Genomic DNA, 20,867 nt, shown 5'->3' on the forward strand with positions numbered 1-20,867 from the left:
CACCGATGCCTCCTACTTCAGGGATCCGCCGCCCATGTTCCACATTTGAGCTCGCAAACTCTCAGCTACATTTTGCGCATCGCGCCCGTCACGAATGACGGAGGGGCGGATGAGAATTAGAAGTTCCGTGCGAACATCGGCGCGGCTCTTGCTGCCGAACAGATTGCCAACGACCTTCAACCGATTCAGACCGGGTATGCCGTCCCGCCCAACATCGCTTTGTTCGCTGATCAACCCACCAAGCAGCACGGTCTGACCGTCGACCACAGAAATTGTACTGGCAACGCTCCTGTTGGAAATGACCGGTGTCAGCGAGCCCGCGTTGGCGGTCACCGACGAAATTTCCTGTTCGATGACCATCGTGACGACGCCGTTTTCCGCGATGCGCGGCCTCACGTTCATGATGATGCCGGTATCCCGATATTCGACTTCATTACTGATAGGGGCGTTGGCATCCTCAACGGAATTTACGGTTCGCGTGACAATTGGGATCTGGTCTCCGACACGGAACTTCGCCACTTCATTCTCCATCACCACCAACGACGGTGATGACAGGACCCGAACGTCGGTGACGGCATCGAGTGCATTGAGCACGATATCCGGCGAGCTCTCAGAGCCGACGACAAAATTGAAGCCGGGCACCTCACGAGCGATTCCGTCCGCGATCGTTCGGAACAGTCCGACAGAACCCTTGTCCCGTCCAAGCCCGATATCTCCACTCTTGATAAAATACTGTACCCCGTAACGCAGTTGGTCATTGAGGCGAACCTCAGCCATCGTCACGTTCACCGCCACCTGCATTTGTGGAACGTCGATGTGGGCGAGCGCCTGCAAGACTTTTCCGCGGACTGCTCGGTCGCCATAAATCACCAAGGAATTGTTTGACAGATCCGGTTCGATGCGGAGCGACGTGGCGCCGTCAAGCATGCCGCCGGAAGCGCCGAGGAAGAGTGATGTTGCGGAACCTGCGAGAGGCGCACTGAATGCCGCTTCCACCAGAGCGGAAGGGTCTGCATCTCGTTGTGGTGTAGCTTCCTCAGTAGCCGCGGCTGGATCCGCCGCGGATGACGAAAAAAGCCGCCCGAGCAGTTCGGACAGCTTCTGGGCGTCTCGATACTTGACTCGGTAGACGTGAACATTGCTGTTCAGATCCGGATTTTCCTTGTCGAGCCGCGAAACCCACGTCTGGGCTCGTTCGACCAGGCCTCGACTCTGCGAAACGACCAGAACGGCCTTCAGGCGCGGCATCGCCATGAACTGGATTACATCCTCGCTGGATTCGCCGCTTCGGGAGCCAAACACCCGTGTGAGTTCGGGAATAATTGTCTCTGGTTTGGTCGCGCGCAGCGGCAGAATGGCGACTGATTGGTCCTGCATCCAGTCGGTATCGAAGGACAGCGCCGTTCCCACGGCCGTTCGCCTCGCCTCGCCGCTTCCGGCAACGATCAGGAGGTTGCGGGTTTTCTCGACCCTTACAGATCCCGGCCTGATGGCAAAGCCGTCGATCAACCGCGTAAGGGTTTGCGCCGAGACATATTTCAGCGGAATAACGGAAAGTCCGTGGCCGGCAGTTGCCTGCCCCCTTTCAATGGGAGTGGCCGCGGTGGAAGCATCGGTCGTAATGCGGTAAAGCTCGCCTGCCTTGACAAGCGCAAGGCCATTGCCAGAAAGAACGCTTTCCAGGATCGCTAAAAGATCATCACGCGCCACTGGCCTTGCCGTCGACAGCGTCACCTCTCCCGTCACGTCCGGATCGAGGGTATAGCCAATCCCAAGGGCCTCTCCTAGAATGGCCTCAACTACCTCGGGGATTGCGGCGCCTTGGAAGTTCAAGTTTACTTCCCCTACGGAACTGGCAGAAACACCAGGAGGAAGTGGCGGCGCGTTCCTCGCTTCGGGCCCAAAAAAGGCTCCCGCAGCATCCTGCGAGGTAGCTTGTCCTGGAAATCCGCTCGGATCTGCACGAGGTTGCCTGGCGGAGAAATCCGGCCCGAATGCAGCCCCGTAAATCCCGGAACGATCCGTCGTCTCCATGATCCCGTCGAGGCCAGCGCAGCCGCCGGCAAAAAGCAGAACGCTGATGACGGGAATTGACGGAAGCATCTCAGAGCGCATGATCTCCCTCTCCAGCAGGCGGCTCGAAACCCGTCGTAGCTGTTTGCCCAACGCTTCCGTGAAGCGGCGCATTCAGTAATCCGTTTTGGGGATGCCCCCAAAGGTCCAAGCTCACTTTAATCGCAGAGTTCTATCACGTAACTATCGAACTTGGCCGTCGAAATCTTCGAATGGATTTGAATCATGGCTTCCAATCAGACGGTTGATGATAAATTTGTCACAGAGATTCGTAAGCGTACCGGAATTCCGTGCGCGTTTGATGCCGGAGAAAGGCTGACCTATCGCGACTATTGGGAGCAGCGGATACTTGCAGCGGACGCGCTGGCAGACGCAATAGCCGCATTTCATAATTTGCCTCGAGCGCAGCCCGCCTCGATCAAATATCGAGCGGAACTTTTTGAAGACCTATCTCTGCAATTCCTAAGGGAAGCATGGATTTTCCCATACGAATTCGGAGAAGAGACGGTGCTCGCCGTAGCAGACCCGACCAGGTTCGAAGCCATCCGATCCGCGAGGCTGGCAACAGGCGCCGTGTCGGAACTTCGCATCGCCGCGTTCGACGAGCTGGAGGTTCTTTTCGAGCAAGCCTTTGCGTCGGGACGCGCAGCGGCTTCATTGCCAGCGAGCACACTAATGCAGGACGCCAGATCCGAAGATGATCTGCAGAGATTGCAGGACCTCGCCAGCGGCGCTCCGGTCGTTCGGGCCGTAGATGAGATTTTCGACGCAGCTGTGATGCTGTCGGCGACGGATATTCACATTGAGTCCCAGGAAGATGGGCTGGCTATCCGCCTGCGTGTCGACGGCCTACTCCGGCCTTACGGGTTTCTCCCCGCCGCGCAGTCCCGCCCAGTCATCTCGCGTGTGAAAATCCTAGCGGGCCTTGACATTGCGGAACGCCGGCTGCCGCAGGATGGTCGAACGCGTATTCGCGTCGGCGGCGCTGACGTCGATCTCCGGGTTGCCACGGTTGCCGGGCTCCATGGGGAAACGGCGGTCGTCCGCCTGCTGAGCAGAGATGCAAAATTCCTGGATCTTGCGGCGCTCGGCATGGCCGAAGATGATCTCGCGGCGGTGAATGTGCAGATTCAGGAACCGCATGGCCTAGTCATTGTGGCGGGTCCGACCGGCAGCGGGAAGACCACGACGCTCGCCTCTATCCTGTCGGTCCTGAACACGCCCGACCGCAAGATCATCACAGTTGAGGATCCGGTCGAATATCAGATTCCCGGTCTCGTCCAGACCCAAGTCAAGCCCGCGATCGGCTACACGTTCGCCACAGCGATCCGTTCATTTCTGCGACACGATCCGAACGTGCTCATGGTCGGCGAGATGCGGGACCGCGAGACCGCAGACATCGCCATCCAAGCAGCATTGACGGGGCATCTGCTTCTGACGACGCTCCACACCAACAGTGCGGCGGAAGCGGTGGTCCGCCTCGCGGACCTGGGCATAGACTCGTTCCTGCTACGGTCAACTTTACGCTGCGTCGTCGGCCAACGTCTGGTACGCCAGCTCTGTGCCCGCTGCCGCAGACCCACCGAGGAATGCTCTGCGTCAGCTTCGGCGTTGGCAGATGCAGGTCGATTCCAACCGCGACCGGAAGACTCCTATTTCGTCGCGGTCGGATGTAGCTGGTGCGGCGGTACCGGATACCGGGGTCGTATCGGGCTCTTCGAGGTGATCCGACTGGATGAGGGTCTGCGTACTCTTATCCGCAGCGACGTCGACGCGAGTAAGCTGGCACAGGAAGCCAGTACTCGAGGCATGCGAACCATGCTCCAGGACGGGATGGAGAAATATCGGTGCGGCATCACCACAGTCGAGGAAGTGCTGCGCGCGACGATCTGAACGGGCCGAGACCGGCTATTTTGGCTCGAAAAGCCGAAAGGTCTGGCTTCGACCTGCCATCTGAAATTCGAGCGTCTTCAGGTTTGGTATGGTGGCCGTCCAGCCTTCGTATTGCTCACCGGTCTTCAAGCGCACGGTTCCTGTCCCGGGAATGGCAACCAAGGCCGTTCTTTTGCCACCGATGGCGATCACGCCGAGCAGATGGATATCAGGCGGCGGTGGCGGGACCGGCGGAGCGGGCAGGCGAATGGCGACGGGACGGGGGATAGGCGCCGGCGGGGGAAGAGGCTGGCGCCGCGAGGGGGCAAACAGGGGACGGGCGCGGGTTTGCGTCAAATTGGTCAAGTCCGCGTCATCCAGCGGGAGCCCCAGTTCAAGATCGCCGTCTTCGCTCGCGGCATACTCGGCCAAGGTCCTAATCGGCCCGGTAACGCAAAGCAGGAGTGCCAGCAGGTAGGCGAGAGAGCGCATTCAGTTGCCCTCGGGACTCAGGTAGCCTTCGACCGCCACCACAGTTCGAAGCATGTCCTCGCCATCCGGGACGTCCCCATCCGTCGACGATCCCCGCAGCGACAGGGAGGAAATGAGCATCAGCGGCTGCCGGCTTTCGATGTCGTAGAGAATGTCCTGCACATTCTCCAGTTTGGCGAGGAACGAGAGCCTGAGCGTCGCACGACGATCCGTGTCCTCTTGCTGGGTAAGGAATTCGACCTGCGACACCGCTCCTCCATGATCCTCGACGATCCGGGTCAAGATATTCTGCAGGGTGGCCTCCGCGATAGGAACGGTGTCGCCGGCAATGTAGAAACCGGGCCGATCCTCGGATGCTCCGGCTGGGGCGGACATGGGCGCAGAGGCAACTCGGTGACGCAGATCCGCAAGGATGTTCGACTTGTCCGCGGTTTCCGTTGCAATATCCTGGGACAATCGGTACTCGTTCAGAGCTAGAATGAGCATGCCCGGGGCGAGACAACCAACCGCCGCCCTCGCCCACCAGCGCATCTTCGATGGAGCTACATGGGAAGCCATCACCACGCCGACCTTTCGACGATCACGGCTTCGATCTCGAAGCTGTCCCTGTCCCCGTTTCGATCCCGCGTCACGGGAGCAGTGAAGCGCACGTGTGCCAGCAGCGCAGAGCCGTCCAGTATGGCGATCAGATCGGATGGCGCACTCGACAGACCGGATATTCGGAGCGTCCGGCCGTCCACCGACAGGTCGGTCAGGTATGTGCCATCCGGCAGTACGGCGGATAGGTCTTCCAAGACCAAGACCATCGGCCAGCTCCGCCGTTTGCGATCGAGCACCACGACGGTTCCCCCTGTCTTCGATGCCGCTCCGGTTCCGGCGAGAGCTCCACGAAGATGTTCGATCTCCTGCGTCATGATCGAGGACTGCACCTGACGCTGGTGGTTAGCCCAAGCCTGAAAAGCAAACGCCGCGGTCGCCGCGCCCGCGATAGCGGCCGCGATAAAGATGCCATACCCGCGGTGCGTCCTATGCAAAGGATCAACGTTGGGTTTCAGGTTGAGGATACTCGGACGATCGAGAGGATCATCGCTTACCCCGACCAACGCCGGTCGCAGACCAGCTTCGATCAGGGGAGCAGTTCGCGCCGAGAAGATGGCGCGGGACATCACGGTCAGACGCACCGTCAACTCACCCGGAGCGGCGGACGGGCTCTTCTCCAGGATCACGTGCCCATAGACAGCCTTCTCCGACGACCACGGTGTCAGTCGGTCGACCTGATGCTGAACGATCGAAGCGATGTGGTTCCGACCGGCCGCCGGAAGGCAGATCACGGTGGTGACCGTGTTCGCAGCGTCGAGCCTCAAGTCGAACGACTGACGCCGAAGGATGCGAGCCGTTCGTCCCGTCGGAACATCCTCGAAGGCCCCGCTGTCAATCAACGCCAGTTGACCGTTGCGCCGTCTACGGAAGCATTCGAACCGCCCGTCACGTTCCACAAGAAGAAGCGACGGTTGCCCGGCCTTGGAGACGACAAGCTGTGATAGCCATCTGGCCCAGCCCCGCCATGACACTGCAGGGGCAATTCTCGCCTCACTATTGACGGGGGAAACGAGGCTCATGTTTGGCCATCCCCACTTCCGACACCGTCTTGCAGCCGTGACCACATCAAAACCGCAAACGGCTTAGGAGCCTTATTCCTTTTTGCGATCACGGCCTCAGAGATTCCCACAGCGCCCATTATGGTCCGCGCGGTCAGGCGAACCCGGAACACGCCAGACCGCGCGTCCGTCTGTTCGTTATCCGCCGTAAGGTCATCGGCGCTTACATCCTTGTCGGCAATTCTCGCGGCTGATTTTTCGACTGCGGCCCTGACGGTGGCCGACGCGCCCTTCTCGAGGACGTGCGAACTCGGGCTAAAGACGGTTAGGAAGGGGCGCAGCCTCTGAAAATCCGTCGCGTCCAGCCCGTGCAGAAAGCGAAGCTCGTCGACCGAGCGGAAGAGCCGATTGGGGGGCATTCCGACCCTACCCGCGGCTGCATAGTCGAACCCCTCTGCTCCGTAGATCGAACTGAGACTATCCTCGTCGCGCCAATCCATCACCCTATCAGCAAAGGCTTTTGGGTCCAGCGAGGTGCCGCCCGCAGCATCGAAGAGGCTGGCGAGCAACGTGGGAGTGGCCTTGTTGAGATCGACCCGGATCGCTTCATCGACGACCTCCATTTCAACCGATCCCCCGCCCAGAGACAGGACCGTGGCATTCACGTCGTCGGGCTCCTGATTTTCAACGAACAGAAAATATCCGGCGCCCGTCAGACCGCTATCCAGCAGGGATTCGACCTGCAGCGCCTGACTACCTATCGACATCCTCTGGATGCCTTGCCCAGTCAAATGGACGAGGCCGACGGCGACCACCGACATGAGCCCGGCAAATCCCAGCACCGCGAGAGTGATGTAGCCGTCATCTTCACCGCGCATCTTCGGCTCCATTCGGGGGCGAATTTTCCTCCCCCCGACAGATCCCTTCGAGAGTAACGCAGTCGAAAACTGCGTCGACATGCGTGGCGGCGATCATGCTGGTCGCCAGTCCACGTGTTTTCGCGTCAGTGATATCCAGTCGAAGCAATGCCGGCAACGCGCTCCGCCCGTTCCATCCGGCGTTCCACAGCGACGCTTTGCCAGTACCGTCATGGGCATATGCAAACCGGAAGATCCAAGGGCCGGACATCAGGATCGCGGGGTTTCGCCGATGCAGGCGCGCCCGCGTCGGATCACCCGGGATGAGCGGGGTCTCCCAACGTAGCAACGTGCCGATACCAGACTCATAGTGACTCTCGATCCAGACCATCGTCTCCGGCACTTGGCCGTCGGCGGCGACCGCGTAGACGATGGACGTCTGAGATCCGCTGAAGAGCAGCGGACTGTCTTTCGTCGGACCAGTGCGGACGGCGATCATGCCTGAGACATCCCGCTTCAGCCGTGCAACGCCTGCGGCAAGCACCTCCATCTGGTTGTTCTTTGCGTTGGCAGCCTCGGAATGGCGGACTACCACGCCTGTCGCCAACGACAGCGTCGCAATCACCAGGGCGGACAGGGACAGAACACAGACCGCTTCGATCAGCGCGAAGCCGCCATTGTGCGGAGAGCGTTGACGGCTCACTGCGATACTCCCAGGGTGAGCGCCTCGAGCGTGATGACATGCCCGGACCTTGCCTCGACCGATACCCGGATAGCGAGCAGATCTGAGAATGCAAAATCCCCGTCATCCGCATCGGGTTCAGGCCCATCCCGGTAAAAGCGGGTTTCGGCCACCCATCTCAAGCCATTCTTTGTCCCGCTGCGGACACCAGCGCTTAGGGAGGTATCGCGTTGCTCCGCGGACAGCACTGCCTCCGCGACGATCTGCGCTTGGACCGTTTCTTCGATCCGTTCGATTCCGGCGCGGGACGATGCGACCGCCCGCGGCGCCAGCGAAACAAGACCGGTGAGAATGGCGGCCGCGACGATCATCTCAAGGAGGGTGGTCATAGGCCCCTCCTCGTTCGGTCCGTGTCGATGATGACGCTCGATGTCAGTGGGTTGATGGACACCTGCGCTGCAGCCTGTTGCCACCGGAGCGTCAAAACTCCTCCGGAGGATCGTCCGTCGGGCGAAAATCGAATGTGGGCATGTCCGTCCCGGATTATGCGGCCGCCCTGCCCAAGCTCCGTGGCGATGCCATCCGGGATTCTGAAGTGCGTGGATTGCAGGCCTGATGCGATGAGGCCCGTCTCTAGATCCAGCGTGGTGGCCACCTCGGCACCCGTTCGAGCCGCGCCATGCCGGTCGATCATGAGGACGTTTGCGATCGCCGTCGCCGTTTCCCGCAGATCGGCAAGCCCTTTCATCGGCAGGGCACGCGGCAGGGCGATTACTGCGACCAGTGCGGCAATCGCCAGCGCGACCACCACTTCCAGAAGGCTGAAGCCACCGCCGTGGTCAGCGGCTCGTGATGTCGATCGTTCCACTGCCGCCTCCACTGCCTTCAGGCCCCAGCGAGCGGATATCGAACTTGGTCCCGGTCGCCGTAGATCGGTACTGGTAGGGCTTCCCCCACGGGTCGACGGGGACTCTCCCCTGCTGCACGTAGGGTCCGTTCCAACCCGGAATACTGCTCGGCTCGACCAAGGCCGCCAGGCCCTCCCGTTCGGTCGGGTATCGGCCGATGTCCAGGAAGAAGAGATCGAGCGCCGATGACAAGGATTCGATCTGCATCTGTGCGGTCTTGGCGCGGGCATCGCCGAGATAGCTCAGGACCCGCGGTCCCACGAGCCCCATCACCAGACTCAGGATCACGAGGACGACCAGCAGCTCGACCAGCGTGAATCCGCCGTCGCGATCGCGTGGATGCGAGTAATCCGCCTTAGGCCTTTGGCGATGCGAGGTTTCGTATGGCTGGATCATAGGATCATCTCATTCATCGAAAGCAGGGCGGTCATAACCGAGATGATGATCCACGCGATCAGGCCGCTGACGAGCAACAGGATGGTGGGACCGAGAATGGCGACGGCACGGGTCATGCCGCGATCCAGCCTGGCTTCGTAATACAGCGCCGTTCGTGTCGCCGCGGCGCCCAGCCCCGACTCTTCCCCGACGCGCAGCATATGGACGGCATAAGTTGGCAGCAGGGACCTGGACTCGAGTGAATCGCTCAACCTGCGGCCTTGGCGAACTTCCGCCAGTACGGCGTCGATCGATTGGCGGTCGCGGTCGAAGATCATCGTGTCGCGGATCAACCGGAGAGCGGAGGAAATGTCGACATCGCTGCGGATCAGCAGGCCGAGATTGGCGCAGAACGTGACCGTGCGCGCATCGGACGCCAGTCTTCTCAGTCCCGGCAGACGGCAGAACAGTTCATAGCTGCGCTCTCTGATCGCCCGGCTGCGAGCACCCCACAGCCCGGCCAACAGTGCTACGATAGTCACGATCACGATCTCGGTGCCGTTGGTGCGGAATGTGCGAGACAGCCAGAATATCGTCTGGGCCGGGCCTTCCGGTGACCCGCTCCCCGAGAGGGCGCGATCGAACTCAGGGATGACCACTGCCAGCACGAACGCCAGTACGCCCACGGCTGCGGCGGCGAGGAAGCCGGGATAGGCGAGAGCCGAGGAGATGCGCCGTCGGAGTTCCTCGCTGCGCTGCCGCTCGCGAGCCAGGACGGCGAGTGTCTCCGGCAGGGTGCCTGCAGCCTCTGCGACCTGGACGATCTTGACGTAGTTCGCCGGGAAGGCGGTCGGGTGATTGCCAGTCGCCTCAGCGAGGCTCTGTCCCATCGAGATCGCTTGATGCAGGTCCCGAAGCAAAACGGCGATGACTGGCTTCGTGGCCGTCTGCGATATGATCAGAATAGCGCGATCCAGCGCCACGCCGGCCGTGAGGAGCGCCGACAGGTCTTCGGTGACGCGGGTGACGTCGCCGGCGCCAGGCCGCTGCGCGAAGAGTGCGGTGATCCCGGAGCTGAGGGATTGCCGGCGGGGCACGTCCTTGGCGATCTCGATGGGCAGCAACGACTGGCGCTCCAGCTCGATGCTGATCGCGGCCCTGGTCGGACCTTCGAGAGTGCCGGCGACGATGTGGCCGGTAGGGGTCAGTGCCTGGTAGGCGAAACTCGTCATGTCACCCTACCCTCTTGTGAACGCGACTTACAGGTCTGCTGATCGGGGCGATCAGTCGTGATGTGAACTCCGGGCACGGCCGCGTCCGCGGTCACGATGGTCGTGGGCGGAGTTGGGGTCGGTTGCGCCGTCATGGTGGTCGTGATGTGCGGCTGGCTGCGCCATGCCATGGTCGTGGGAGGGATTGCGGAGCGCCTCCTGTTCTCGCTCCTTGAAAAGCGCGGAACCCACCGCATCGACATAGGCAACGAGATCGGTGGCATCGTTGTCCGACAGGCCCAGCGTCGGCATGCGCACTCCTGGAAAGCGGGCGACAAGGGCGGCCAATTCCGGATCGGCGGTGGCGCGCTGCCGGTCCGGGCTGCGGATGAACGAAACCAGCCAGTCATGATCCCGCCGGTTCGTCGCCCCGAGAAGATCGGGACCCGCCCGATCGCCGGCCCCGATGGTGTGACAACCCGCACAGAGCTTCTTGTAGAGTGCCTGTCCAGGCTGTTCGCTAATCTGCCCGGCAACCGCTTCCCGAGACATGGATCTGTCCGAGAGTGCCCGGCCCGTCCGCCGCCATTCAGGATCCATAGCTAGGATGTCGACGACGAGGCGCTCGAGGTCGCCGAAGGTGCTGTTCCTGGCCCATTCTCCCGTCAGGTCGTTGCCGAGCACCACCTCGTTGCGATGTTCCGACAGCGAACGGCTCCTGTCGCCGAGTGCATGATTGATGACCTTCATGTCCTCCGGCATGCCGGTCACGAAAGTCCATCCGGATCCGACGTCGAACGCATCCGCAAAGGCATTGAGGCGTTCGGGCGTATCCCGCTCGGGATCGACGCTCAGGGAAACGAACGAGATGTTCGTGCCACCTCTTTCAGCTAGGCGGCGTTGCACTTCGACAAGACGGGCCGTCGTCAACGGACACAAATCAAGACAACTCGTGTAGATGAAACTGACGACGACGATGCGATCCTTGATGAGGTCGTCGTAGAAACGCAACTTTTCGCCGTTATGGGTCACGACCGGGCGGTTGGTGAAATAGTCGGCATTGTAGCGGGAGGATCCCGCCTCGGCATCGATCTCGCCCGTCATCGCAAGCAAGCCAAGCAGCAATGCGACCATTCTTTTGCGGAGGATACTCATCGAAATGACCTCATGCCGCTGAGATGCCGGTCAATCGTCGGAGGCGACCTAGTCATCGTCGTCACCGCTGGCGATCGTTGTCTGGAGTTGTGCGGTGCGCACACCTTCGTCGCTCCAGCCGCGAGGCAGACCCTCAGGCAGAATCTCGGGGTCGGTGAAAAATACGCCGTCCGGTGTCGGATTGGGCGTCGGCGTGATCGATGTCTGTGGTGACCCGGCAACGCCTGTCAGAAGCTGGATACGGGCCAGCATGGCGAAGTCCTCGTGGACCGTGTTGTGACAGTGGTTCACATATGAGCCGCCAAATTCTCCGAACTGCACCTGAAAAGTAACACTGCCACCCTCACCAAGTCGCCAGACATCCTTGCGTGCCAAGCGTTCCGTATCCGGCAATTGCATGCCGTTGCGACCCATGGTGATGCCTTCTTCGAAATGCAGATGGATCGGGTGGTCCCAGCCGCCTCCCCCGTTTTCATAGGTCCAATGCTCAACCTCACCGGGCGCCGGGATCAGCATCGAGATTCGGTTGGCGTTCATCGAATGATGGTCTTCACCATTGATGCGAATGGTCCAGGGAAAGGTTGCGTATTCCGGGCAGTCGGGAATGCATTTGCCGTCCGCGCCGCGGGAATCGCCTCCCGATTTCTTGAATTCCACATGACGCGTCCGAACAGGCGCAACGATCGGAATCTGCTCGGTCAGCAATGGGGGTATCTGGCTCTTGTCCGGATCGCTAGCCCTATGGAACACACCCGGGACGTCGACGCTCTCCACTTTGTTGACAATTCGGAATTCCATAAAGGCGCCCACTACAGGATCCTTATCGTCTCCGCGAATTGCCTGCTTAAGCGACAGCTCTTCCTTCATCCGCCGGCCATCGCGGTGCAGCGCCTGATTGACTAGGTATATTCTGTCGCCCTTCCGGAACTGCGAGAAGTCGACGATGATATCGAAGCGTTCCCCCATTCCCTGTGGTCCGAGGGTCGGGATTTGCAGGGGAGAAACGACAAGGTTTCCGTCGTTAGCTATGAAATGAACCGGCACCGCCCGCCCTTGTTGGTCGGCGAGCCCGATCTTCCAAAAGCGCGACATGCTCGCGTTCAAGAGGCGGAAGCGATACTTTCTCGGTAGAACCTCGAAGAATGGCGCATACGAACCATTGACTGCTGGAATATCGCCCAGCATTCCTTCCGTATCGAATATATCGAAGAACAATTGACCGCTGGCATCGTAGCAACAATCCCAGATCACCAAGTTGACGTCGAAATCCGTATTGCCCCAGTCAAGAAGCGTTCCGCTGGGTAGCCTCAGGTTGACGCCGTCGTCCATCTCCTCATTACCGCGATCGGGACCACTATAATAGTTGATGGCTCCGAAGTTTCCCTTGTAAACGTTCTCGGCTGTGAAGAAGAAACGATGGTCGTGCGCCCACATAGATCCCTGGATCTCTCGGAAGTCACCTGGCACGAGGTTAAGACCGCCATTGCCATCGGGGCCGGAAGCTCGCCTGTCCGACGCATCCGTGTTGATTTTGTCGGCACGGGCAAGTGTCGTGCTCCAGCGATAGTCATAGAAGGTACCTGGGAAATGATGGACGTTTGCGGCACCGTCGCTCTCGGCGCCGTTATGGGCGTTGTGGAAATGAAGCTGTGTCTCATTGCGGCCGAAACCGGCATTCTGTGACCGGTCAACTGGCATGTTGTTGTAGACACGGGTCAGCATCGGCTCACTGTACCGTGCCTTGATCAAGAACGGTGGCATACTTCCGACCGCGCTTCGGCCTGAGCCATAGCACCAGAAGCTATCGGAGTTTTGATAAGGAAAACTCTCGTGCATGTAGGTGTCGCCTGCGCATTGGCCGATCGACAGAAGGTAGCCAACCTCGGGGAAGTATTCTTCCCAACGCTGATGCGCGAAAATCTCGCCCGGCGGGCGACCTTCGATTGGTCCCCTTCCGGTCAGCGGATTGCGAAATTTGGCATTGTCCGGATTCTTCGAGAATTGCGTGTGATAGGATTTCCGCCGGCCTGGCAATTCGCCCAACTCGTTGGGAAATTTGGCAATCGACTCACCGTTGTTTGCGACTTTTCGCCGGAGTGGGATCGGTGCCTGTAACTGGCAGCGATGCAATTCCGTCGTGAATTTCTTCGCACCGAACAGCGGACTACGCGGAGCGCCGGTGGGAATGTCGGCAAAGGCGCTGCGGGCGAAGGGACTCAACCCATTGACCATTGCCAGCGTCCCGACCGTGGTAAACAAGCCCCATTTAAATAGTTCCCTGCGAGTGACCTGCTCCTGGTTGAGCGCCCGCACGATCTCGGCTCGGTTCTCTCGGGCTCTTTCCGCTTCGCGGTAGCGAATTCTCGATGCATTCTGCAGGATATACATGGGATCGCTCCGGTCCATTCGGGCCGGCCTGGCCCAAACCCAGACCTACTCGCCAGGCTCCATAACACCGTAGGCGTCATTTCGCCCTGTCCTTAGGGCACTTTGTCTTATCAAATATCAGACTTTATGCCGGTTCGTCGTAAGACCAAGGTCGTAATTGCCTACTGTCAATCGCCAGACGAGTGCGCCACCTCGGCTAGTTTGCTTGTTGGGTAGCCTTCAGCGCGTGCCTTTATTTGGTTTGCCCCCACTGAAGTGCGGCATTAGGTAGCAAAAGCCACAAGATCGATGCGCCGTTTCCGGGTACAAATCCGCGAGTTTCGCGGGAGTTTGGGCAATGGGTTTCGAGGACGATCTGAAGGCCCGAGGGCCAGTGTAGCGGCGGAGATTGCCAAGCTCAGTGCGAGGATTTCGGCGCTGGAGGAGGTTCTGTCATCCTTCGACGGCATTATCCGCTTCTACGACCCGTCGGCGGCCGTAGCGGTACCGTCACCGAAGGCTCAGGTCCAGCGGCAACCATTGCCGCTTCAGCTCCAGCAGATCAACAAAGCCGAGGCAGTGTTCCAGACGCTGCGCGAGGCCGGGCGGCCGATCTCGACGGGCGAGTGTGCGGAAACCATCGGCATGCGCCGCGGTGTTGATCCCGCAGATCCCGCACTGAAACGCTTCTCCAGTAACCTCTCCGCGACCCTCAGTAGCCTGAGGAAGCGCGAGCGTGTGCGTCAGGTGTCGTCCGCCGACGGTACCAAAAAACTTTGGGAAATCGCCGCATAGTGGAAACCTCACACTTGGTGCCCAAGCGGAACGGCAGGTCGACCCAATGCGGACCTACGGGTCGTCGCAGACGAAGCTGGACACCCGCAAGAACCCTCCGCTTTGGCGGTTTCACCGCGGGATCATGCGGAGCGCGGGTCTGGCGCCGTCCTTGGAGCGATCCAAGGTGTTCGCATGACGTTTCTGCCCGTTTCTGAACGGACTCATGCCGTGGTCGCGCGACGTTCGTGGAAGATCAGGCGCTCCATGTTGTAGGCGATGTTGGCGAGCATCAGTTTTGCCTCGGCTCGGGCAAGGCCGATGGTGCGAATGAAGAGACCGAAGCGGATCTTCTGGTGCGCGAACACATGCTCGACGGCAGCCCGAATGGATGACTTTTTCGCATTCGCCTTTGCCATCGCTCTCGGCATCGATTTGCCCGCTGGCTTGCGTCGGTGGATGCGGCTGGTCAGCATCCGTTCCGCTAGCCACTTCTCGTTCTCCCCCGAACGATAGGCGCTGTCGGCCCAGACTTGCGAACCGGTGTTCTGTCGGCTCACGAGATGCCGAAGTTGCCGTCCGTCCGGGGCCGCCGCAGAGGTAACCGCGCTCTCGCGGATGAAGCCGAAGCGCTGGTCGATGCTGATGTGGGACTTGTAGCCAAAGACCGGCGTCGCGATCATCGGCAGCGGCGTACCGCCCGGGCGATACCGAACCTTGCCGCCGATCTTCAGTGTCCAGCGGGCGTCGACATCCTTCTGAGCCGCCTTGGCCGGCTCGTTGGGCCAGATTTCGCGGGCGGACTTTCCGGCCTTGATCGCCGCCTTCTCGCCCTCGGTGATGCGTTGCTTCGGCGCCGGAACCAGCGAGGCGTCTACGATCTGGCCAGCCATCGGGATGTAGCCCTTCTTCTGCAGTTGCCAGTCGAAGGCCTTCATCACCCGCTTCAAAGTTCCCGTCTCGGTCAGCCTGTTGCGAAAGTGCCGGATGGTGTTCTCGTCCGGTGTCGGAGCGCCTAGGTCGAACCCAAGGAACCGCGTCCAGGAAAGCCGCTCACGGATCATGAATTCCATGCGCGCGTCAGAGAGGTTGTGTTGCGCCTGCAGGATCAACGCCTTGAACATCGCTACGGGGTCGAACGGCGGCCGCCCGCCTTTGGAGCCGTCGCCGTAGCCTAGCCCCTCGACCAACCAGCCGCGGAAATGCTCGAAATCCACGGTCGTCTCGAGCGTCTCAAGCGGATCGCCGTTCTTGCTCAGGCGTTCCAGATGCTCCGAGAGCCCGAAAAACGACCGCTGATCCATCGACCTGCCTCCAAATCAAGACAGCCCGAGTGAATCACGAAATCCCCCGCCAAGCGAGGTTCTTGCGGGTGTCCAGCTAACAGAACCAACCCTTGTATGCGAGTACAAGATCAAAAATTTGGTCGATCGCATCTAATCTATATGCGTCACCATTGCGAAGTGCTGGGCTTGAAATTAGCTTCTGCGCTCCGCATGGCTCGATATATGCGGAGGATCGCGTTCGAGGTGAACTCGGTCCCGTGGTCGGAAACGATCATCTCCGGCTTGCCGCGATGCCTGATCAGATCGGTCAGTTCACGTGCCACCCGCCGACCGGAGATCGAAGTGTCGGGGATCGCCGCCAGGGATTCGCGCGTGACGTCATCGACGATGTTGAGCACACGGAAGCGCCGCCCGCAGGCGAACTGGTCGTGCACGAAGTCATTGGACCAGCGCGCGTTCGGTCTCGCCGCGACCAGGATCGGCGCCCGCGTCCCCGGGCCCGGCGCTTGCGCACCGTCAGCCCTTCCTCCCGGTAGAGCCGATAGATGCGGTTGATCCCTGACGGCTCACCCTCCCGCCGCAGCAGGACGAACAGGCGTCGATAGCCGAAGCGCCGTCGCTCATTGGCAAGGTCACGTAGCCGGCCGCGCAGTTCGATCTCCGGCGGACGGCACGACTGGTAGCGGATCATCTTGCGATCGGCGCCGACGAAGGAACAGGCCCGACGCTCCGACAGGCCCATGACGGCCTTCAGATGCGCGACGGCTTCGCGCTTGGCGGCGGGCCCTACCATTAATGGGATGATCCGCCCCGCCCTCTCGCAGCATTATCTGGTTGGTCACACCGAAGGAGGTTGCAATGTCCCCACGCAATGCGCCGCGTCCTGCGGCAGTCTACGGGATCGATATCGGCAAAAACGTCTTCCACGTCGTGGGCCTGAACAGCGGCGGTGAGCCGGTCCAGCGCGCTCGCTTCCGGCGCGATACGCTGCTGCAGTTCTTTGAGCGCGCCGCGCCGGCGATCGTCGGCATGGAATCGTGCGCTGGATCACAATGGATGGCGAGGAGACTGCAGGCGCTGGGACACAAGGTTCGCCTGATCCCGGCGCAGTTCGTGAAGCCTTACGTGAAGTCGAACAAGAGCGACATCATCGATGCCGAGGCCATCGCCGAGGCAGCCACTCGGCCGACAATGCGGTTTGCGACGATCAAGAGCGAGGAACAGGCTGACCTCCAGGCGTTGCATCGGGTACGCGATCAGATGATCGGCACGAGAACTCGTCTCATCAACCAGATGCGGGCTTTCTGCCTGGAGTACGGCCTTGCATTGAGACAGGGAGCGGGCCTGTTCAAGCTCGACTTGCCGCGTGTCCTCGACGATGCGTCGAACGACCTCTCGCCGGCGATGCGCAGACTTCTCACGGACTTGTTCGCCGATCTGCGCCGGCTGGAGCAGCGTATCGACGGGATGACGAAAGAGATCGCTGCGATTGCGGACCGAGAAGATGTTGCCCGCCGGCTTATGACGATCCCCGGGATCGGGGCATTAGGCGCCACAGCCCTTCTTGCGGCCGTCGGCAATGGACGCCAGTTCCGGAAGGCTCGTGATCTGGCTGCATGGCTGGGCCTGGTTCCGAGGGAACATTCGACCGGAGGTAAGCAGAAGCTCCTCGGCATCAGCAAGCGCGGGAACCGCTACGTCCGCAAACTTCTTGTGCACGGCGCTCGATCCTGTTTCCGGCACCTGGATCGAACCCGGGACCGTCTTGGAAATTGGCTTGATGGGCTACAGAGTCGAATGCACCCGAACAAGGCGGTTGTCGCGCTCGCCGCCAAGATGGCGCGCATCGTTTGGGTTGTCCTGACCAAGCCGGGAGCGCTCTACGAACGCAGGGATCCTGCATTCGCCTGAATGCTTCCGGCTCGATTGCAAGGCTCGGGAATAGCGATGACGAAACAGTGGGTCAGCATGCCGTAAGCCCTGTGCAAAAAAGCGGGCTTCGTGCCCGAACCATTTATTGGGAACGGCGTGCGCGGATCTCATCATGGCCTGGCTGCAACGTACGTCTGCGGTGAAGGCCGCCTTGCGGGAGAGATGTTTTCGGCCTGAGAACAGTGCGTATGGACAGGAATACGCACAGAGCCTTTGAGCGGCTTGAGATCGTCGAGATGGGTCGGCGTCGTCGCTGGAGCGACGAGGAGAAGCTGAAGATCGTCGTCGAGAGCATGGCGGCCCCGCGGCTGGCGTCGGCGACGGCACGTCGATACGGGATATCGCGATCGCAACTGGCGACATGGCGGCGGACTTTTCGAGACGAGCCAGCCGGACCGGATCCCGTGCCGACGTTCGTCCCCGCGGTGCTCGCACCGGCACCGGAGTTGCCGAGGCAAGAGAGCGTGGCGACATCCTCTCGCATGGAGATCATCCTGACGGGCGGTCGGCGGATCGTTGTCGACGCCGGTGTCGCTCCCGAGGCTCTGGCGCGGGTCATCGCCGTTGTGGATCGGCGCCGATGATCCCGGTCCCGAGCGGGGTACGGGTCTGGCTGGCGACGGGGCATGTCGACATGCGCAAGGGCTTTCCCGGCCTGTCGCTGCTGGTGCAGGAGACGCTGAAGCGTGATCCTGCGAGCGGCCATCTCTTCGTCTTTCGTGGCCGGCGCGGGGACCTGATCAAGGTCATCTGGCATGACGGCCAGGGCGCCTGCCTGTTCGTGAAGCGGCTGGAGCGGGGCCGCTTCATCTGGCCGTCGCCGGCGGATGGAGCAGTGACGATCTCGCCGGCGCAGCTCGGCTATCTGCTCGAGGGGATCGACTGGCGTCATCCGCAGAGAACCTGGCGCCCGAGCGCGGGGGGATAGAACAAACTCCTTGTGTTGCAGGGGTTCTATGGCAGAATCGGCTTTGTCACGAACTGCTTCGGGCCTTCCGCCATGGCCGCCGCGCCGGACGACATCGCCACCCTGAAGGCCGCCCTCGCGGCGGCCGAACGGCGTGCCGATCGGGCGGAAGCCGAAGTGGCCAACAGAAGGGCGAAGGCCTCGCACGCCGAAGCCCTGATCGCGCATCTGACGCTGGAGATCGAGAAGCTCAAGCGCGAGCTCTACGGGACGCGTTCCGAGAAGAAGGCGCGTCTCCTCGACCAGCTCGAGATGCAGCTCGAAGACGCGCAGGCTGCCGCTACCGAGGACGAACTCGCGGCCGAGCAGGCCGCGGCGAAGACGACCAGCGTTCAGGCATTCATTCGCAAGCGCCCCTCGAAGAAGCCGTTTCCCGAGCATGTGCCGAGAGAGCGGGTGGTCGTTCCGGCGCCGACCGAATGCCCGTGCTGCGGCTCGGGCCGCCTGTCGAAGCTCGGTGAGGACATTACCGAGACGCTGGAGCGTGATCCCGCGACAGTGGAAGGTGATCCAGACCGTGCGGGAGAAGTTCACCTGCCGGGAGTGCAAGAAGATCACCCAGCCGCCAGCGCCGTTCCATCCCACGCCCCGCGGCTTCCTCGGCCCGAGCCTGCTCGCGATGATCCTGTTCGAGAAGTACGGCCAGCATCAGCCGCTGAACCGGCAATCCGAGCGCTATGCCCGCGAGGGGATCGACCTCAGCCTGTCGACGCTGGCAGACCAGGTTGGCGCATGCGTCCCTGTCCTTCGCCCGCTGCACGACCTGATCGAGCGGCATGTTCTCGCTGCAGAGCGCCTGCACGGCGACGACACGACGGTGCCGATCCTGACCAAGGGCAAGACGGTGACCGGCCGGGTCTGGGTCTATGTCCGTGATGATCGGCCGTTTGACGGTCCGGCGCCGCCGGCAGCCCTGTTCTACGCCTCCCGCGACCGCACAGCCAAGCATCCCGAGCGCCACCTCACAGGCTATGGCGGGATTCTTCAGGCCGACGCCTACTCGGGATATGGCCGCCTCTATGACGGCAACCGGCATCCGCGGCCGCTGACCCAGGCGCTGTGCTGGAGCCACGCTCGCCGCAAGTTCTTCGAACTCGCCGACATCGACCGGAGCGCCCGGCGGGGAAAGAACGCGGCACCGATCTCGCCGCTGGCGCTGGAGGCGGTGAAGCGCATCGACGTTCTGTTCGACATCGAGCGCGAGGTGAACGGCCGTTCTGCCGAAGAGCGTCTTGCCGTCCGGCAGGAGCGGAGCGTTTCCGTTCTCGCCGATCTGGAGGACTGGATGCGAACCGAGCGGGCGCGCCTGTCGCGCCACGCGCCGGTCGCCAAGGCCATGGACTACATGCTGACGCGCTCGGAGGGCTTTGCCCGCTTCACCACCGACGGCCGGATCTGCCTCAGCAACAATGCGGCGGAGCGGGCGATCCGCGGCCTGGCGCTCGGCCGCAAGTCGTGGCTCTTCGCCGGCTGCGATCGTGGAGCCGACCGCTGCGCCTTCATGCTGACACTGATCGCCACCGCCAAGCTGAACGACGTCGATCCGCAGGCCTGGCTCGCCGACGTGCTCGCTCGCATCGCCGACACACCGCAGTCCCGCCTCGGCGAGCTCCTGCCGTGGAACTGGCCGGCCAAACATCACCGGGTCGAGCGGGCAGCCGCGTAGCCGATGCTCAGCCCTCGCCCGCCGCGGTTCAGGCCGGATGGTTACGCTGCAACAGCAGTCCACTCGCGAGAGGCCGGATACATTTATGCAACTGGAATCGTCATCCGCGATGTCGCGATCCCTTGCACGGACGGGGCGGACCATACATTTTTTGATAATGGGAGACCGTAGATCGGACGTCGCGGAGTGCCGAGGCTTCCAGCATCTGGTCAGCGAGCAGCTTCTTCAGCTTCGCGTTCCCGTCTTCCAGTGCCTTCAGGCGCTTGGCGTCGGACACATCCATTCCGCCATACTTCGCCTTCCAGTTATACAGCGTAGCCTCATCCGCTACACCGAGCGGTTGGCCGAGGCCGGCATCGCGCCCTCCGTCGGAAGCGTCGGCGACAGCTACGACAATGTCCTGGCCGAGACGATCAACGGTCTCTTCAAGGCCGAGGTGATCCATCGGCACGGGCCGTGGCGCAGCTTCGAAGCCGTCGAGTTTGCCACCCTCGAATGGGTCGCCTGGTTCAATCATCGCCGGCTGCTCGAACCGATCGGCAACCTCCCGCCCGCCGAGGCGGAAGACGCATACTACGCCAAGTTTGAGGCCGTGCCGATAGCCGCGTAGGACTTGAAAAAAATGTTCTCCGGGAAACCCGGGGCGGTTCAC

At 61.4% G+C, this 20,867-nt stretch carries 19 protein-coding genes and 3 pseudogenes; 7 read left to right on the top strand and 15 right to left on the bottom strand.

The features are described 5' to 3' along the window. Nucleotides 1–12: 12 nt before the first annotated feature. Entirely contained in the window at nt 13–2,187 is a 2,175-nt protein-coding gene (gspD, locus tag SI859A1_RS11590) for a type II secretion system secretin GspD (protein ID WP_244400983.1), read from the bottom strand. Nucleotides 2,188–2,298: 111 nt separating this feature from the next. On the opposite strand from gspD, the gene SI859A1_RS11595 reads away from it, so the two are divergent. Then, nucleotides 2,299–3,966, top strand: a complete 1,668-nt coding sequence (locus SI859A1_RS11595) for a GspE/PulE family protein (protein ID WP_009209954.1) — start codon at nt 2,299–2,301, stop codon at nt 3,964–3,966. Nucleotides 3,967–3,981: 15 nt separating this feature from the next. Here SI859A1_RS11595 and SI859A1_RS20360 read toward each other — a convergent pair whose 3' ends face one another. From SI859A1_RS20360 to SI859A1_RS11650, 11 genes are read right to left on the bottom strand one after another with little or no spacing between them, the layout of a single operon-like run. After that, nucleotides 3,982–4,437, bottom strand: a complete 456-nt coding sequence (locus tag SI859A1_RS20360; RefSeq protein ID WP_050767512.1) for a hypothetical protein — start codon at nt 4,435–4,437, stop codon at nt 3,982–3,984. Continuing rightward, nucleotides 4,438–4,995 carry a type II secretion system protein GspM gene (gene gspM / locus SI859A1_RS11605; protein ID WP_081451381.1) on the bottom strand — a complete coding sequence of 186 codons (558 nt, stop codon included), beginning with the start codon at nt 4,993–4,995 and terminating at the stop codon, nt 4,438–4,440. Next, nucleotides 4,995–6,056 carry a PilN domain-containing protein gene (locus SI859A1_RS11610; RefSeq protein WP_081451382.1) on the bottom strand — a complete coding sequence of 354 codons (1,062 nt, stop codon included), beginning with the start codon at nt 6,054–6,056 and terminating at the stop codon, nt 4,995–4,997. The genes gspM and SI859A1_RS11610 overlap by 1 nt, the downstream gene beginning before the upstream one ends. Further along, nucleotides 6,053–6,913: a type II secretion system minor pseudopilin gene (locus SI859A1_RS11615; protein ID WP_009209956.1), complete on the bottom strand. Its 861-nt coding sequence runs from the start codon at nt 6,911–6,913 to the stop codon at nt 6,053–6,055. Before SI859A1_RS11615 ends, SI859A1_RS11610 begins: the two co-directional genes overlap by 4 nt. Beyond that, entirely contained in the window at nt 6,903–7,595 is a 693-nt protein-coding gene (locus tag SI859A1_RS21475) for a PulJ/GspJ family protein (RefSeq protein ID WP_009209957.1), read from the bottom strand. Before SI859A1_RS21475 ends, SI859A1_RS11615 begins: the two co-directional genes overlap by 11 nt. Further along, complete coding sequence (locus SI859A1_RS11625) at nt 7,592–7,963, bottom strand: type II secretion system protein (RefSeq protein ID WP_040325727.1); 372 nt, start codon at nt 7,961–7,963, stop codon at nt 7,592–7,594. The genes SI859A1_RS21475 and SI859A1_RS11625 overlap by 4 nt, the downstream gene beginning before the upstream one ends. Beyond that, nucleotides 7,960–8,442, bottom strand: a complete 483-nt coding sequence (locus SI859A1_RS20920; protein ID WP_161600123.1) for a prepilin-type N-terminal cleavage/methylation domain-containing protein — start codon at nt 8,440–8,442, stop codon at nt 7,960–7,962. Before SI859A1_RS20920 ends, SI859A1_RS11625 begins: the two co-directional genes overlap by 4 nt. Continuing rightward, nucleotides 8,414–8,878, bottom strand: coding sequence for a type II secretion system major pseudopilin GspG (gspG, locus tag SI859A1_RS11635; protein WP_009209959.1), 465 nt, complete (start codon nt 8,876–8,878; stop codon nt 8,414–8,416). The genes SI859A1_RS20920 and gspG overlap by 29 nt, the downstream gene beginning before the upstream one ends. After that, nucleotides 8,875–10,089 (bottom strand): type II secretion system F family protein, encoded by a 1,215-nt coding sequence (locus SI859A1_RS11640; RefSeq protein WP_009209960.1) that lies wholly within the window; start codon nt 10,087–10,089, stop codon nt 8,875–8,877. Before SI859A1_RS11640 ends, gspG begins: the two co-directional genes overlap by 4 nt. A 51-nt stretch (nt 10,090–10,140) precedes the next feature. Beyond that, nucleotides 10,141–11,223: an SCO family protein gene (locus tag SI859A1_RS11645; RefSeq protein ID WP_009209961.1), complete on the bottom strand. Its 1,083-nt coding sequence runs from the start codon at nt 11,221–11,223 to the stop codon at nt 10,141–10,143. Between the two features lie 48 nt (nt 11,224–11,271). Then, nucleotides 11,272–13,611: a multicopper oxidase family protein gene (locus tag SI859A1_RS11650; protein ID WP_040325729.1), complete on the bottom strand. Its 2,340-nt coding sequence runs from the start codon at nt 13,609–13,611 to the stop codon at nt 11,272–11,274. Nucleotides 13,612–13,899: 288 nt separating this feature from the next. Here SI859A1_RS11650 and SI859A1_RS11655 point away from each other — a divergent pair, with 288 nt between their 5' ends. Further along, nucleotides 13,900–14,385, top strand: coding sequence for a hypothetical protein (locus SI859A1_RS11655; RefSeq protein ID WP_009209963.1), 486 nt, complete (start codon nt 13,900–13,902; stop codon nt 14,383–14,385). 203 nt (nt 14,386–14,588) lie between these two features. Here the strand turns inward: SI859A1_RS11655 and SI859A1_RS11660 are convergent, their stop codons facing one another. Further along, entirely contained in the window at nt 14,589–15,668 is a 1,080-nt protein-coding gene (locus SI859A1_RS11660; RefSeq protein WP_009209964.1) for an IS5/IS1182 family transposase, read from the bottom strand. 209 nt (nt 15,669–15,877) lie between these two features. Continuing rightward, a pseudogene (locus SI859A1_RS11665) lies at nt 15,878–16,443 on the bottom strand (DDE-type integrase/transposase/recombinase); the annotation flags it as partial. A 65-nt stretch (nt 16,444–16,508) separates the two neighbouring features. Between SI859A1_RS11665 and SI859A1_RS11670 the strand changes: the two are divergent. The 4 genes from SI859A1_RS11670 (at nt 16,509) to tnpC (ending at nt 20,215) form a co-directional block, all read left to right on the top strand. Continuing rightward, entirely contained in the window at nt 16,509–17,561 is a 1,053-nt protein-coding gene (locus SI859A1_RS11670; protein ID WP_009209966.1) for an IS110 family RNA-guided transposase, read from the top strand. Nucleotides 17,562–17,770: 209 nt separating this feature from the next. After that, nucleotides 17,771–18,166, top strand: a complete 396-nt coding sequence (gene tnpA, locus SI859A1_RS11675) for an IS66-like element accessory protein TnpA (RefSeq protein WP_040325730.1) — start codon at nt 17,771–17,773, stop codon at nt 18,164–18,166. Further along, nucleotides 18,163–18,510, top strand: coding sequence for an IS66 family insertion sequence element accessory protein TnpB (tnpB, locus tag SI859A1_RS11680; RefSeq protein ID WP_009209967.1), 348 nt, complete (start codon nt 18,163–18,165; stop codon nt 18,508–18,510). Before tnpA ends, tnpB begins: the two co-directional genes overlap by 4 nt. A 72-nt stretch (nt 18,511–18,582) precedes the next feature. Next, a protein-coding gene (gene tnpC / locus SI859A1_RS11685) for an IS66 family transposase (protein WP_085931395.1) occupies nt 18,583–20,215 on the top strand; the annotation gives its coding sequence in 2 pieces (ribosomal slippage) (nt 18,583–19,032 and nt 19,034–20,215; 1,632 coding nt in all). Nucleotides 20,216–20,390: 175 nt separating this feature from the next. Here the strand turns inward: tnpC and SI859A1_RS21480 are convergent. Further along, nucleotides 20,391–20,534 (bottom strand): annotated as a pseudogene (locus SI859A1_RS21480) (transposase); the annotation flags it as partial. A 3-nt stretch (nt 20,535–20,537) separates the two neighbouring features. On the opposite strand from SI859A1_RS21480, the pseudogene SI859A1_RS11690 reads away from it, so the two are divergent. After that, nucleotides 20,538–20,825: pseudogene (locus SI859A1_RS11690) on the top strand (integrase core domain-containing protein); the annotation flags it as partial. Nucleotides 20,826–20,867: the final 42 nt, after the last annotated feature.

It is taken from the genome of Aurantimonas manganoxydans SI85-9A1 (assembly GCF_000153465.1).
Taxonomy (GTDB): domain Bacteria; phylum Pseudomonadota; class Alphaproteobacteria; order Rhizobiales; family Rhizobiaceae; genus Aurantimonas; species Aurantimonas manganoxydans.

Bases quoted from the DNA above. Each gene is read 5' to 3' on its own strand.
- gspD (WP_244400983.1), bottom strand. From the start codon at position 2,187: ATGCGCCGCTTCACGGAAGCGTTGGGCAAACAGCTACGACGGGTTTCG.
- SI859A1_RS11595 (WP_009209954.1), top strand. From the start codon at position 2,299: ATGGCTTCCAATCAGACGGTTGATGATAAATTTGTCACAGAGATTCGT.
- SI859A1_RS20360 (WP_050767512.1), bottom strand. From the start codon at position 4,437: ATGCGCTCTCTCGCCTACCTGCTGGCACTCCTGCTTTGCGTTACCGGG.
- gspM (WP_081451381.1), bottom strand. From the start codon at position 4,995: ATGGCTTCCCATGTAGCTCCATCGAAGATGCGCTGGTGGGCGAGGGCG.
- SI859A1_RS11610 (WP_081451382.1), bottom strand. From the start codon at position 6,056: ATGAGCCTCGTTTCCCCCGTCAATAGTGAGGCGAGAATTGCCCCTGCA.
- SI859A1_RS11615 (WP_009209956.1), bottom strand. From the start codon at position 6,913: ATGCGCGGTGAAGATGACGGCTACATCACTCTCGCGGTGCTGGGATTT.
- SI859A1_RS11625 (WP_040325727.1), bottom strand. From the start codon at position 7,963: ATGACCACCCTCCTTGAGATGATCGTCGCGGCCGCCATTCTCACCGGT.
- gspG (WP_009209959.1), bottom strand. From the start codon at position 8,878: ATGATCCAGCCATACGAAACCTCGCATCGCCAAAGGCCTAAGGCGGAT.
- SI859A1_RS11640 (WP_009209960.1), bottom strand. From the start codon at position 10,089: ATGACGAGTTTCGCCTACCAGGCACTGACCCCTACCGGCCACATCGTC.
- SI859A1_RS11645 (WP_009209961.1), bottom strand. From the start codon at position 11,223: ATGAGTATCCTCCGCAAAAGAATGGTCGCATTGCTGCTTGGCTTGCTT.
- SI859A1_RS11650 (WP_040325729.1), bottom strand. From the start codon at position 13,611: ATGTATATCCTGCAGAATGCATCGAGAATTCGCTACCGCGAAGCGGAA.
- SI859A1_RS11655 (WP_009209963.1), top strand. From the start codon at position 13,900: ATGCGCCGTTTCCGGGTACAAATCCGCGAGTTTCGCGGGAGTTTGGGC.
- SI859A1_RS11660 (WP_009209964.1), bottom strand. From the start codon at position 15,668: ATGGATCAGCGGTCGTTTTTCGGGCTCTCGGAGCATCTGGAACGCCTG.
- SI859A1_RS11670 (WP_009209966.1), top strand. From the start codon at position 16,509: ATGTCCCCACGCAATGCGCCGCGTCCTGCGGCAGTCTACGGGATCGAT.
- tnpA (WP_040325730.1), top strand. From the start codon at position 17,771: ATGGACAGGAATACGCACAGAGCCTTTGAGCGGCTTGAGATCGTCGAG.
- tnpB (WP_009209967.1), top strand. From the start codon at position 18,163: ATGATCCCGGTCCCGAGCGGGGTACGGGTCTGGCTGGCGACGGGGCAT.